Genomic DNA, 12885 nt, shown 5'->3' on the forward strand with positions numbered 1-12885 from the left:
CTATGACTCCTGTTCTAGCTCGTTTAATGTGGCTCTCGTTGGCAAGCCTTCGCTGTCGCCACGCACTTGTACGGTTAAAGAACCTAACAGATTACCACGACGCGCAGCTTGCTTCATGGTTTTACCGTCAAGCAACGCCGAGATCACCCCCACGGCAAAACTATCGCCGGCACCCACGGTATCGACCACTTTTGCTACAGGGAAGCCAGCCACTGTGCCTGATTCACCCTTATTCGTTTTGAAATAGGCGCCTTTGCTACCGAGTTTAACGATAACCGTTTTGACGCCATGTTGAAGATAAAAGTCCGCAATCACTTCTGGTTGGTCGCTGCCCGCGAGGATTTTGCCCTCTTCTATGCCTGGTAAAACAATGTCGCTGGCAAAGGCAAACTCATTAATGGTCGCCACCATAGTGGCTTGATCCGGCCACAGAGTAGGGCGCAAATTGGTATCAAAAGACACGCTGCAACCTTGTTCTTTGGCTAGGTTTAAGGCGTGTTTTGTCGCTTCACGCATGGTGCTGGATACGGCTATCGAGATGCCCGTTAGATGTAAATGGGTACCCGGTTTGAATAAATTTTCGTCTATGTCTGTCGTGCTTAATGTGGAAGCAGCAGAATTTTTACGGAAATACTCGACCTTAGGGTCGCTGCCATCGGTAACATTGGATTTCAGCATAAAACCAGTAGCATGGTTGGCACTTTCAGAAATCCAATCGGTACGAATGTTCTCTTTGCTGATTGCTTGGCGAATAAATTGTCCAAAACTGTCTTTACCGACTTTGCTAATGTAGCAGGCTTCAAAACCCAAACGCGCCATACCAATAGCGACGTTGACTTCCGCCCCAGCCAAAGAGCGATGGAACTCTTCAATGTCAGCAAGTTGCCCTGGCGTTTTGGCCACAAACATGGCCATGGCTTCACCAAGCGTAACAAAAGAGTGTGTTTGCTTTGTTTCCATTATGGATAATTCCTTCTTTTTTAGATCAATAACATAAATGGCATAAATATCACGGCAATCAGCACCAGCACGATGACCGCAATATATGGCATGACGGCTTTAAATGATCGGTCGATGGATAAGTCACCAATAGCGCTTGCGATTAATAAACACAATCCATATGGCGGTGTAATTAAGCCAATGGATAAAGTGATGATAACGACGATACCAAGCTGAACAGGGTCGACCCCTAATGTAAGCGCGACCGGGTAAACAACAGGTACAAATAGCACCATGGCAGGAATAGCGTCCATGAAGGTACCGACAAATAAAAAGAAGGCCACAATAATGAATAGGAATAAGTATTCATTGCTGCCCATTCCACTGAAAAATCCCGATACAATGGCGTTGATTTGGTAATAACCGAGAAACTCCCCGAGTGCCGAAGCGGCAGCTAAAGCGAAGAGTGATAAACAGCTTAGTTTTAATGTTTCGGTGAAAATCTTGGGCAAATCTTTTAGGCTAATAGATTTATAGTAAAACGCGCTGACGAAGTAAGCATAAACTGCGGAGAAAGCAGCCGCTTCTGTTGGAGTGAAGACACCAAAAACAATACCTCCAATAATGATAAGCGGCGTGATCATTGCCGGAATGGCATCTTTTGTTAATGCTATAAATTCCGTACGACTGATTTTTTCTGCTTTTGGTAAGTTGTCACGTTTGGCAATAATACTAATGACAAACATCATGCCAAGGCCGATTAAAACCCCAGGCACCATGCCGCCGATGAACAATTGTCCAACAGAGGTGTTGGTTAATCCACCATAAATGACCATGGTGATGCTAGGGGGAATGATGCCACCAATAGTAGATGAGGCCGCTGTAACGCCAACCGACATTTCGCGGCTGTAGCCTTTGTTGATCATGTTAGGTATGAGGATTTTTCCAACACCAGCGGTATCGGCCGTTGAGGATCCACTGACACCTGCAAACAACATGGACACCAAAACGTTAGCGTGGCCTAAACCGCCAGGTTTGCGACCGACTAAGGCGATAGAAAAGTTGATCAGTCGGTGAGAAATTTGACCGCTATTCATGATGTTGGCTGTTAGTACAAAAAGTGGCACCGCGAGCAACACATAAGAGTTGAGACCGTAGAACATCTTCATTGGGATCATGGTCGTTGGCGCGCCAGTCATGGTGCCAATACCCACTAAAGATGCAATACCGATAGAGAAGGCAATGGGTATCCCAAGGATAATAAGACCAACAAATAATAAGGTAATTAACGCGAGTTCCATGATGCCTCCTTAAAGCAGGACAGTGTTTTCACTTCGTTGTAGATGTTATCCACCAGATAAACACTGGAGCTTATAAAGGTGATTGGCATGATAAGCCATACATAGCCTTGTCGAAATTCTGGGATGCTGATCCAACGAGAGTTCCAAAATGCTTGAGTGATCTCAACGCTGTATAAGGAGCAGAATACGCAGAAAATCAACATGATAAGGTTTTGAATGATGACTAATACTGAGCGCTTATCGCCTTGGAAATAGTGTGTAAGAACGTCAAAACCGAAATGTTTGTTTTCTTTTACCATGACAGCTGAACCAAGGAACATAGCCCAGATAAAGGAATTTACAGCGATTTCTTCCGTCCATAACACCGACATTCCTAGGTAGCGAGTAACCACTTGAATTAAGGTAGCGGCGAGGAAAATCACCAGTAGCAAAACACCTAAGCTGATTTGAAGTCGGGCGACAAATGTAGTGAGTATTTTCATACCATATATCCTTGAAGCTCCGAGCTGCCCTCGGAGCTAGGCTAGTAGATAGCGTTATTTAGTCTGACGGATGGTTTCAAGTACTTCTGTCATACCGTTTTTCGCTGCCCACTGATCTTGGATAGAAAGGGCTTTTTCAATGAAAGGAGTGCGATCTAACGTGTTTACGATAGCACCATCATCAATGGCTTTTTGCTTGTAAGTGGACTCTTCATCATACAAAGCTTGGCGTTCTGCTTGAGTCGCCTCTTTTACGGCTTGGTTGAAGGCTGTACGCTGCTCGTCATTGAAGCTTTCCCATACTGAATTACGCACCAGCAATAAACGAGTGGTGTAGTCATGACCCGTTTCAGAAATGTACTTACCGTTCGATGTTTTGTGGTGTTCCATTGGAATGAAGTAGGGATAAGCGTTTTCTGCCGCATCAACCACATTGCTTGATAGCGCTTGGTAAAGTTCAGCCCAAGCAACAGAGGTTGGTACTGCACCGATTTCTTTCCAGTATTGAGACACTACGCCAGATGTTTGAGTACGGATTTTCATGCCTTTTACATCGGCAAAGCTATTGACCGGTTGCTTGCCATACCAGTGGCGTACACCTGCAGTCCAATAAGCGGCCACACGATACTTCTCACCAGATTTTGTGTAGATGATGTCGGCAATATCTTTTCCTACTTTGCCGTCAACTACTTTTTCCCAATGGCTGTAATCGTCAAACAAGTACAACAAAGAGAATAGATCTACTTCTTCAATACCTGATGATGTCATAAAACCAGGTGAAACGAGAACCATGTCTGCACCGCCAAGTACCAGTTTTTCAACCAATTCATTTTCATTGGTACCAATGGTTCCTGCGTGTACTTCTACATTGAAAAGACCTGATTTATCCGCGACTTCTTTCAGTTTCAGCATGCCTGTTTGGTATGGACTGGAGAGGTTGGTTTGGTTGTGGGCAGCAACGATTTTAATCGTGTCAGATTTGGTTGAATCATCACTGCATCCAGCGAGAGAAATGGCAGCGGCGGTTAGCAGAGTAAATAATTTTTTCATGGTAACTCCATTATGGATCGATTTTTATGATTATGGTGATCACACTTTAGGCAAAAGACGATATCATGGAATCGATTCCATGAATAGCCTTCGCCAATCGCTTTTAAAGAATTTTATGGCTATTTTTTGTTCAATTTGATTTTGTCTAAAGGCTGTTTTGTGAAAGCGTTAAGTGGAATGACGAACAATGAGCTCAGCTTTGAGCTTGATGTGTTGTGGGGCTTCGTTGTTACCTTGAACTCTGGCAAGCAATCGTTCGCAAGCCGTTTGGCCTATCTGTTGGGTAGGTTGGCGCATAACGGTAATGCCGCCTTCGAACAGTTGTGCCCATTCTGGGTCGTCTATGCTGATTAAACCAATGTGCGTGCCGATGTGAATGTCTAGCTGTTTCAAGGCTTTTGCGGTGCTCATCATGGCAACACCATTGGTAGTGAAGATGGCTTTTTTGCGCTTTGGGTGAGCGGCGATGAAGTCTGTAATAACCTTGACTAATAAGCTGACGCTCATCTTTTCAATTTCGATGACATCGCAGGTTATGTTGTCGTTTTCTTTGGCGAAAGCTTGAATGGCGTCGACCCTTGCTTGGCGAGGATCTATGGCGATAGATTCGGTAACCACCAAGATGGCTTCATAGGCATTGGCTTGTAAGTGCTGGCAGGCTTCTTTTACGGCTGCTTCGTTATCTAGCCCGACAGTATCGAATCCAAGCGAGGTATTGATCCTATCAACCAATACTAAAGGGCAAGAGAGGCGCTTCAAATTACTGACTTGTTTTTGTGCCATTCCCGCAGTATTGACTATGATACCGTCGACCCTGTGTGCTTCGAGTAAGGACAAATAACGGTCTTGCAACTCTTTTTCATTGTCTGTGTTGCAGACCATCAGCATGTAGCCCTCACGACGGCAGACGTGTTCTACTCCTTGCAGCACATCAATAGAATAGGGGTTAGTGACGTCAGCGAGTAACAATCCAATGAGTTTTGAATGTCCAGCTCTGAGCATGCGCGCGGAATGGTTAGGGCGAAAATCCAGATGAGCAATGGCTTGCGCAATTTTTTCTCTTAGCTCATCGGATAATTTGTCTTGTTCCCCATTGAGATAACGTGAAACACTGGTCTTACCGACTTTTGCATATTTTGCAACGTCTGAAATGGTGGTGAAGCTTTTGTTATTTTTCTTCAGCAATGTGTTGTCTCAATGGTTAGATTAACGGAAAGAACATCCATACGCGTAAGTATAGAGGTAGGCGTTTTTCCGTACTGTAAACTATGATCCTAGCGGGGCGCAATTATAGACAGTTTTTTAATAGCAGGAGCATTATGAAAATTTTCAGTTGTCAGCAATGTGGGCAGACGGTGTTATTTGAGAACACCCACTGCGAGCAATGCTCGTCGTCGTTGGGCTTTCTTCCTGATCAGTTAGTGATCAGTGCGTTAAAATCGGTTGATAATGCTTGGTATGCCATGGCCGATAAATCCATTCCTGCTAAGCGTTGGTATTATTGTGAAAACCATCAGCACCAAGTTTGTAACTGGATGGTAGAAGAAGGCGGCAGTACGTTTTGTGTCGCGTGTGAGTTGAATCGTCATATTCCGAATTTAGAAAAAGTAGAAGAGCGTCAGGCATGGCAACAATTGGAGTTTGCTAAACATCGTTTGGTGTATTCTATATTGCGTCTTGGTTTACCTTTGATCAGTAAAAAAACAGAACCTGACGACGGTTTGTCGTTTGATTTTATTTCTGAAAATAATCAAGTCCCAGAAGACGCCAGTGCGATGACTGGGCATGCTGCAGGGCAAGTCACGATCAACGCGGCTGAGGGAAATTCGGTCGACCGTGAACAAATGCGCGAAGATATGAATGAGTCCTATCGAACCGTTATTGGGCATTTTCGTCATGAAATTGGGCACTATTACTGGGATCAGCTTATTGCAGATAATGAACAGTGTTTGGCTGATTTTAGAGCACTTTTTGGTGATGATCGAGAAAGCTATGCCGATGCATTAGAGACACATTATAAAACGCCCAATCCAGATTGGCAGCAGTCTTTTGTGAGTGTTTATGCGTCATCTCATCCTTGGGAAGATTGGGCGGAAACTTGGGCCCATTACTTGCACATTGTCGACACTTTAGAAACGGCCAGTGATCTTGGCTTGAGTTTGCAACCTATTGGTTCAAATAGACAAAACCTTGCGGTGATGGTGAACATTGACCCCTTTAGGCACGATAATTTCGACGACATTCTTGCGCAATATGTGCCGTTAACCTTCGCGGTGAATAATCTAAATCGAGGCATGGGTCAACCGGACTTGTACCCTTTTATTTTAGTGCCTGCGGTGCGTGAGAAGTTGGTGTTTATTCACCGTTTGCTGCGATCTTATACAGCGGAATGATTCGCGAATAAGGGATTTTATTGACTTTTCATGGCGACAAATAAGGCGATCCGTTATCATGCTCTGCAATGGGAGCATGATAACCTCAGCTCCTGACCTTTAATCCTTTAGGATCCCAATGAAAAAGACCTTTACGTTATCTCACCCAACCATCAAATACCCACGCCTAATCGAAGCAACAAAAAACGAAGTCAAAAAATATCTCAAAAGAGAGCGCAATAAAAAATTGCCAGAATACGCTGACTTTTGGGGATTTGATTGCCGCTTTGGTCAAACTGAAGCGCTGGCTGAAGAGATTCATGTTGCTCAAATCAATGAAAAAATCAGCTTTGCTGAAAGCCAAGAGTGGACTGCGTTCTACCTTGAAATCCTAGCCACGCCAGCACAACGTATAAAACGTGATGACGCTGATGGGCAGGAAGAAGACGAAGAGAGCGCAAGCGAAGAGCACGACGAAGATCGATAAGCTGCTAGCTTAGACGTAAAAACGCCTAGTGCTTTGTGTATTGTTCGCAACTAAGTAAAAATCTTAACTCATTTCAAGATCTTGTTTCCTTTTTCCTGACTCTTTAATCACTTGTTCGCGTACTGCGTGGCCTTATCATTAAGAGATCGCAGGCCCCTTTTTTCATTTGCCTGCTGACTATTTTTAGAGACCTTTGTGCAAAGGTAATATTTAGGTTGGAGATAAAGTGATGAGTAACGACGCGAGCGGTTTAATTGATAGTTTGTTTGAGCGTATTAATATTGCTGAGAAAAACACAGGTGAGCGGGACAAAGAAGCAGAAGCGCAGATTAACAAACACCTTGTTGCGAATCCAGCTGCTCCTTATTACATGGCGCAAACTATCATCATGCAAGAAGCCGCGTTAAAGCAACTCAACGCTCGGGTTGAGGAGTTAGAGCGCAATGCTTCTGCCAAGCCAAGTTCTGGCGGCTTTTTATCTGGGTTGTTTGGTGGTGATCAGCAAACATCACAAAGCAATGCTCAACAATCGGCTTATCAAAGCTCGGCGCAACCTCGTTCTGGTTGGGGAAGTGGCAACGGCTCTCAGCAAACGGCTAACCAGTCGCCCAATAATCAAGCGTATAGCCAGCCACAAAGTAATGGTCGTGGTAGTAGTTTTTTAGGGGGCGCTTTGCAAACGGCCGCTGGGGTCGCGGGTGGCATGGTGGTGGGGAATATGTTGATGAATATGTTTGGTCATCATTCGCAGACAGAAATAGTTGATGTGATTAATGAAACACCTGCCTCTTCGGATGTTGGCCAAGCGGGTTTTGCGCAGACGGGTTTTGATCAGTCCGGAGCGGAACTCGATCCTAACCGAGGCTTTGGTCAGGCTGGCTTTGATCAGGCCAATATGGATCAAAGTGATTTGGATTCTGGTGGTTTTGAGCAGGGCTTTGACGACATGGGTGGTTTTGACGATTTTGGTGACGATGACTTTATTTAGTCCTTCATTTAAAAAAGCAAAACCAGATCGATCTGGTTTCGATCTGGTTTTTGATTGATTCGCCTATTCTTATGTGACTTCAACAAAGCTCATAAAGCCGGTTTTTAGATGCTCTATGATATGACAATGATACATCCAGCGCCCTGGGTTATCGGCCACTAAGGCAGCAAGGACGGTTTCGTTTTCGCCCAGCAAAACGGTATCCGAATGGAAGGGCGTAATGGCTTTCTTGTTGGATTTTAAAATCGTGAAAGTATGACCATGTATGTGAATAGGATGGTGATATTGTGTCAAATTCGACAGCTCGAAAATATAGGTTTTACCACGCTCTAATGTGGCAAGAGGATCTGGAATATGGCCTTTTGACATGCCTTCCCAAGAGCGACGATTCATTGTCCAGAAGTTGTAGTTTACTTCACCATTTTTCTCTATCGGCGTGATGTTAGCGTTCCATTCAAAAGCAAACTTGATGGTTTGTGCGTTCTCTAAATCGGGTTCAGGAATAGGGTTAAGTGGCAGCTTAGGTAAACGGCGGTCTTTAAGCTGACTTGCCACTGTTTTGATGGTCACCATAGGTTTGTTCTGGTGTTTAAAGGTGATTGTTTCGCCTACTTGGCTCGGTGCGATCACGCCAAGATCAAGGCGCATGCCAGGCGCTGTCATATGCTGGGTTAAGGCTACGGGTTCGGCGATTGGGTTACCGTCAATGGCGATGATTTTTGCCGCTGGATCGGTTGAATTTATTTGATACATCACGGTGTTATCGACGTTCAAGAAACGTACACGAATCGCTCCACCGGTGGGCACTTCATAAGTTGGGTTAATTTCACCATTGATGGTCATGACGCGGCCGGGTGTGCCCATACGAAAAGCATTTTGTGGTGTCGTCAACGCCGTAAAAGAGCCATCGTCTTTGATGTGCCAATTTTTCATGCAAAGCACCAGATCTTCATCAAAGTCTGGTTTTTCTGCTTCATCCACAATCAATGCGCCAACCAAGCCTTTCCCCAGTTGCTCGACGCTGTTCATATGTGGGTGATACCAAAAAGAACCCGCATCGGGCGGCGTAAATTCATAGTCGAAGGTTTCGCCTGGCATGATGGGGGGTTGGCTTAAAAACGGCACGCCATCCATTGCAATCGGGATTCTCATACCATGCCAATGAATGGTCGTCGGCTCGTTTAACTTGTTGATCACACGAATACGAACCGGCTGATGTTGTTTGGCGCGAATCACAGGTGCAGGGTAACCGCCATTAAAGCAAAGCGCAGGCGTACTGCCGCCAGAAACAATGTTTACATCGGCTGGCGCAACGATCAATTCATAGTCGAAACCAGCAGACGGCGCAGCAGCAAGAACGACTCTAGGCAGGGTAGTTGTCATGGCGACTAAAAGGCTGGATTTTATAAAATGACGTCGGTTCAAAACGGTTTTTCCTATGCATGCTGTGAATGGTTTGATGGTTATTCACCATGATTATTTTGTTTAATCATCTGAGTAAACGCGTCTAAAGCGGGAAATTGACCACCATCATTGCGCCAAATAAAGCGGTTTTCAATCGTTACTAACTCTTCGAATTCGTATCCGACTAATCCCATGCCTGATTGATATTGTTCGTAGACGCCTTTTGGCACCAGTGATATGCCGCTTCCCGCGCTGACACAGCCAATAATGGTACCGTAGCTGGCGATACTGGTAATGGGCGCTTTTACCTTGTTTTGATTGAGCCAAGTTGCTAGTGCGGCTCGATATGGGCAAGGTTCCGGCCACATGAATATGGCTTTTCCCTCTATATCCTTCACAGACTTGATGGGATCGGCAGAGGCGGAGGAAATGAGCACCAAATCTTCATTGAAGAAAGTTGTGTTGTCTAAAAAGGGGCGATCAATATTAACGGCGACAATGGCGCCATCCAGTCTGTGATGCTGTATATCGTCTACAAGTTGTGACCAAGTGCCTGTTTTAAACTGCAGCTCGACGTTTGGATATTGCGCGTGAAACTTTGTCAGCATCGGCGGTAAACGACTGGTTGCTGAGGATTCAATGGCGCCAATGCGCAGTGGGCCAGAGGGTTCAGATGTTGGATCAACGGCTCGTTTGGCTTCTTCTGTTAGCGCTAAAATCTTCTCTGCATAAGTGAGAAATACTTCCCCAGCGGGCGTAATGCACAGGCCACGCCCTTGTCGGTAAAACAGCGATACCTTTAACTCCGCTTCAAGTGCCTTAATTCTCGCGGTCACATTTGAGGGAACGCAGTGTAATGCAACGGATGCTTGCGCAACACTGCCAAGATTGGCGACTGTTTTGAACATTCGAATTTGAGCGAGTTCCATCATTCATTCCAAGTGAATACTGACCTCAGTATTCGTTAATTGTCGTATTGCGCCTTTCTCCTAATACTAACTCCTTCTTAGACAGTGAGTGAATGCAAAATAGGATGATGTATGAAAAAAGTGAAGATGAAGGCCAAGGGGAAGTTGGTGACTGCTGCGATGTTTGTGGTGCTGTGTTGGGCGTATTCCCCCATTGGTGTTCATATTGGTCTTGTGTCTTATTCGCCTGGTCAGTTAGCACTATTACGTTTTATCGTCGCCTCGCTTTTTATGGCCATGGTGGCGATGTTTCTGGGAGTACAAATGCCCAAAGTGAAGGATATTCCTTTGTTGTTTACGCTTGGTTTTTTTGCCGTGGCCTTGCATCACATTGCATTAAATTTTGGTCAGCGTGGTATGAGTGCAGGGGCGGCAAGTGTGCTGGCGCAATCGACGCCGATTTTCACTGTGATTATTACTCGTTGTGTTTTACAGGAGCGGACTACTGTCTGGCGATGGTGTTGTGTATTGGGCGGCATGATAGGTGCGCTGATCGTGGTGATGGGCGACAAAGGCCTCGGCAATTTTAGCCTAAATGGGTTATTAATTCTGGTGGCGGCTTGTTCATGGAGTGTGTATTTCATTCTGCAAAAACGTTATTCGCAGCGTTACAGCACTTTAACCATGGTGTGTTATACGGTGTGGACAGGCACAGTGGTTTTGCTGGTATTTTCTCCCGGTTTGTTGACCTCGATGTTGAATTCTAGTGCTCTGGTGAGTTTGGCTGTACTGCTGTTGGGCATTTTTCCGAGCGCCTTAGCGTATGTGGCTTGGGCTTATGTGTTGTCGTACTCAGAGGTCAGTAAAGTATCCATTGTGTTGTATTTGATTCCACCAACCGCCATGGTCATGGCGGCGTTTATTTTAGGGGAGTCGCCTTCTGTTCTGGTGCTGCTGGGCGGTGGCATGGTGATTCTGAGCGTATTGGCAATGAGTTTGGAAAAGCCTTGAGCACTATTTATAACCATCATTATTTATAACCTTGCGCTTGTAAGGTAAACAAGTGCGCGTATTGGCCTTGTTGAGCCAGTAGTGACTCGTGTGTACCGCGCTCTTTGATTTGCCCATGTTCCATGACGATGATCTCGTGTGCGAGACGCACAGTAGAGAATCGATGGGAAATCAGTATCGCCATTTTGTGCTTGGTGTGTTCTTGAAAGTGTTGGAAAATATTGGCTTCGGCCTGAGCATCCATTGCCGCAGTTGGTTCATCTAATACCAAAATATCCGCGTCTTCGCGCATGAAGGCGCGCGCCAAGGCGATTTTTTGCCACTGCCCGCCAGACAATTCTTGTCCGCCACGGAACCAGCGGCCCAGTTGGGTTTGGTAGCCTTGTTCCAGTTCATCAATAAAGTCGGTAGCCTTGCCAAGTTCGGCGGCTTTTTTCCAACCGGTTTGATCGTTAAATCGGTCGTTGTCGCCAGCACCGATGTTTTCTCCGACAATAAATTGATAGCGCACAAAGTCTTGGAATATCACGCCAACACGTTTTAGCAGTGCACTTTCTTCCCATTCCAATAAGTTTAAACCGTCTAACAAAATGCGTCCTTGAGTTGGGTTATAAAGACGCGTGAGTAGTTTGATTAGGGTGGTTTTGCCTGAGCCATTTTCACCGACAATTGCCAGACTCTGGCCGGGGCGAATATGGAGGTTGATGTTGGCAAGTGCAGGTCTTTCGTTACCTGGATATTGGAAAGAGACGTCTTCGAAACGAATGCCATCGTTTGGAATGGGACCCGAAGAAAGACCAGCAGTAGAAAGCGGTGTTTCTTGTTCTAAATATTCGTAGAGATTGGATAGGTATAAGTTGTCTTCGTACATGCCGCTGATGGCGGTGAGTGAGGCGGAGACCGAGCTCTGGCCTTGTTTGAACAGAAGCAAATACATGGTCATTTGACCCAAGGTGATCGCGCCAATAATGGTGTCGCTGACGATCCAAGCGTAAGCCCCATAAAACACCAGGGTGCTGATAACGCCAAGGGCGAATCCCCAGCTTTCACGGCGTAAAATCAGTCGTTTGCTTTCTCTGAATAGCTTGATGAATATTTCGGTGTAGCGATGTAAAAAACGCTCGCCTAATTGGTACAAGCGAACTTCTTTAATGTTGTCTTCCCGAGCTAATAAGGTTTCTAAATAGTTTTGCTGACGGACTTCTGGTGAGCGCCAACGAAACATCAAAAAGGCATCGCCAGAAAACTTGGCTTCAGCGATAAAGGAAGGCAAAGCGCCACAGACCAATAGGACCAACGCCCAGGGTGAAAAATGCCACAGCAAGACTGCAAAGCTGGATAAGGTGATGGCATTTTGCAGCAAGGCAAAGGTTTTATTCACCAGAGCAAGTGGGCGGCTGGAGGCCTCACGACGGGCACGAACCAGTTTGTCGTAAAACTCAGAATCTTCAAAATGTGAGAGTGTTAGGCTTTGGGCTTTTTCTAATATCAGCAGGTTGACCTTTTGACCTAATAAGCCTTGTAAAATGGCTTGCTGCGCGGTCAATGCACGCTGCGCGGCGGCAATGACCAAGACCAAAAGACCTTCTAATAAGACATAGCTAAGAGCGGCTTGATAATGCAGAACTTGGTCTTGTTTGTAGCTTTCCATTGCAGCCACGACGGCATCGACGATCAATTGTCCCACATACGCCATGGCGGCTGGTGTGACGCCAGCAATCAGTGTTGCCAACGCCAAACCTATGGTTAACGCTGGGGACGTTTTCCATACCAAGTCGATGGCGCGACGGCTATAACGAAACACGCCTAACATGTTCTTATCGACGGTATTTTGAGGGGAATCAGCGGGTTTCATTAAAGATCCTAGACGTCAGGAAATAAATACAGAAGAAAGAATAGTATAAGCCATTCTGTAATGGTTTCATCCATTAAAAAAAACGACC

At 45.5% G+C, this 12885-nt stretch carries 12 protein-coding genes; 4 read left to right on the top strand and 8 right to left on the bottom strand.

Going from position 1 to position 12885, the window contains the following annotated elements:
• The 5 genes from DKT73_RS11750 to DKT73_RS11770 form a co-directional block, all read right to left on the bottom strand.
• Positions 1-960 carry a sugar kinase gene (locus DKT73_RS11750; RefSeq protein ID WP_111638746.1) on the bottom strand — a complete coding sequence of 320 codons (960 nt, stop codon included), beginning with the start codon at positions 958-960 and terminating at the stop codon, positions 1-3.
• Positions 961-980: 20 nt separating this feature from the next.
• Positions 981-2240, bottom strand: a complete 1260-nt coding sequence (locus DKT73_RS11755; RefSeq protein WP_111638747.1) for a TRAP transporter large permease — start codon at positions 2238-2240, stop codon at positions 981-983.
• Positions 2225-2722, bottom strand: coding sequence for a TRAP transporter small permease (locus DKT73_RS11760; RefSeq protein ID WP_111638748.1), 498 nt, complete (start codon positions 2720-2722; stop codon positions 2225-2227). Before DKT73_RS11760 ends, DKT73_RS11755 begins: the two co-directional genes overlap by 16 nt.
• A gap of 54 nt (positions 2723-2776) precedes the next feature.
• Positions 2777-3772: a TRAP transporter substrate-binding protein gene (locus DKT73_RS11765; protein ID WP_111638749.1), complete on the bottom strand. Its 996-nt coding sequence runs from the start codon at positions 3770-3772 to the stop codon at positions 2777-2779.
• A gap of 168 nt (positions 3773-3940) precedes the next feature.
• Positions 3941-4957, bottom strand: a complete 1017-nt coding sequence (locus tag DKT73_RS11770; protein ID WP_111638750.1) for a LacI family DNA-binding transcriptional regulator — start codon at positions 4955-4957, stop codon at positions 3941-3943.
• 134 nt (positions 4958-5091) lie between these two features.
• On the opposite strand from DKT73_RS11770, the gene DKT73_RS11775 reads away from it, so the two are divergent.
• The 3 genes from DKT73_RS11775 to DKT73_RS11785 all read left to right on the top strand — a co-directional run bounded on the left by DKT73_RS11775 (position 5092) and on the right by DKT73_RS11785 (position 7619).
• The gene (locus tag DKT73_RS11775; protein WP_111638751.1) at positions 5092-6165 is read left to right on the top strand and encodes a zinc-binding metallopeptidase family protein; all 1074 of its coding nucleotides are present in this window, start codon (positions 5092-5094) and stop codon (positions 6163-6165) included.
• A 118-nt stretch (positions 6166-6283) separates the two neighbouring features.
• Positions 6284-6631 (top strand): DUF6172 family protein, encoded by a 348-nt coding sequence (locus tag DKT73_RS11780; RefSeq protein WP_111638752.1) that lies wholly within the window; start codon positions 6284-6286, stop codon positions 6629-6631.
• Between the two features lie 229 nt (positions 6632-6860).
• On the top strand, positions 6861-7619 hold the full coding sequence (locus DKT73_RS11785; protein ID WP_111638753.1) for a DUF2076 domain-containing protein: 759 nt from the start codon (positions 6861-6863) through the stop codon (positions 7617-7619).
• 69 nt (positions 7620-7688) lie between these two features.
• On the opposite strand, the gene DKT73_RS11790 is transcribed toward DKT73_RS11785, so the two are convergent.
• Complete coding sequence (locus DKT73_RS11790) at positions 7689-9044, bottom strand: multicopper oxidase family protein (RefSeq protein ID WP_232827858.1); 1356 nt, start codon at positions 9042-9044, stop codon at positions 7689-7691.
• 38 nt (positions 9045-9082) lie between these two features.
• Positions 9083-9955, bottom strand: a complete 873-nt coding sequence (locus tag DKT73_RS11795; protein WP_198666607.1) for a LysR family transcriptional regulator — start codon at positions 9953-9955, stop codon at positions 9083-9085.
• A 108-nt stretch (positions 9956-10063) separates the two neighbouring features.
• On the opposite strand from DKT73_RS11795, the gene DKT73_RS11800 reads away from it, so the two are divergent.
• Positions 10064-10942 (top strand): DMT family transporter, encoded by an 879-nt coding sequence (locus tag DKT73_RS11800; RefSeq protein WP_111638755.1) that lies wholly within the window; start codon positions 10064-10066, stop codon positions 10940-10942.
• A 19-nt stretch (positions 10943-10961) separates the two neighbouring features.
• Here DKT73_RS11800 and DKT73_RS11805 read toward each other — a convergent pair whose 3' ends face one another.
• Positions 10962-12797 carry an ABC transporter ATP-binding protein gene (locus tag DKT73_RS11805; protein WP_111638756.1) on the bottom strand — a complete coding sequence of 612 codons (1836 nt, stop codon included), beginning with the start codon at positions 12795-12797 and terminating at the stop codon, positions 10962-10964.
• Between the last annotated feature and the right edge of the window lie 88 nt (positions 12798-12885).

Source organism: Marinomonas shanghaiensis (assembly GCF_003259175.1).
Taxonomy (GTDB): Bacteria; Pseudomonadota; Gammaproteobacteria; order Pseudomonadales; family Marinomonadaceae; genus Marinomonas; species Marinomonas shanghaiensis.

Excerpts from the sequence above, each read along its gene's own strand:
- DKT73_RS11780 (WP_111638752.1), top strand. The coding sequence starts at position 6,284 with ATGAAAAAGACCTTTACGTTATCTCACCCAACCATCAAATACCCACGC.
- DKT73_RS11750 (WP_111638746.1), bottom strand. The coding sequence starts at position 960 with ATGGAAACAAAGCAAACACACTCTTTTGTTACGCTTGGTGAAGCCATG.
- DKT73_RS11795 (WP_198666607.1), bottom strand. The coding sequence starts at position 9,955 with ATGATGGAACTCGCTCAAATTCGAATGTTCAAAACAGTCGCCAATCTT.
- DKT73_RS11800 (WP_111638755.1), top strand. The coding sequence starts at position 10,064 with ATGAAAAAAGTGAAGATGAAGGCCAAGGGGAAGTTGGTGACTGCTGCG.
- DKT73_RS11760 (WP_111638748.1), bottom strand. The coding sequence starts at position 2,722 with ATGAAAATACTCACTACATTTGTCGCCCGACTTCAAATCAGCTTAGGT.
- DKT73_RS11805 (WP_111638756.1), bottom strand. The coding sequence starts at position 12,797 with ATGAAACCCGCTGATTCCCCTCAAAATACCGTCGATAAGAACATGTTA.
- DKT73_RS11755 (WP_111638747.1), bottom strand. The coding sequence starts at position 2,240 with ATGGAACTCGCGTTAATTACCTTATTATTTGTTGGTCTTATTATCCTT.
- DKT73_RS11785 (WP_111638753.1), top strand. The coding sequence starts at position 6,861 with ATGAGTAACGACGCGAGCGGTTTAATTGATAGTTTGTTTGAGCGTATT.
- DKT73_RS11765 (WP_111638749.1), bottom strand. The coding sequence starts at position 3,772 with ATGAAAAAATTATTTACTCTGCTAACCGCCGCTGCCATTTCTCTCGCT.
- DKT73_RS11775 (WP_111638751.1), top strand. The coding sequence starts at position 5,092 with ATGAAAATTTTCAGTTGTCAGCAATGTGGGCAGACGGTGTTATTTGAG.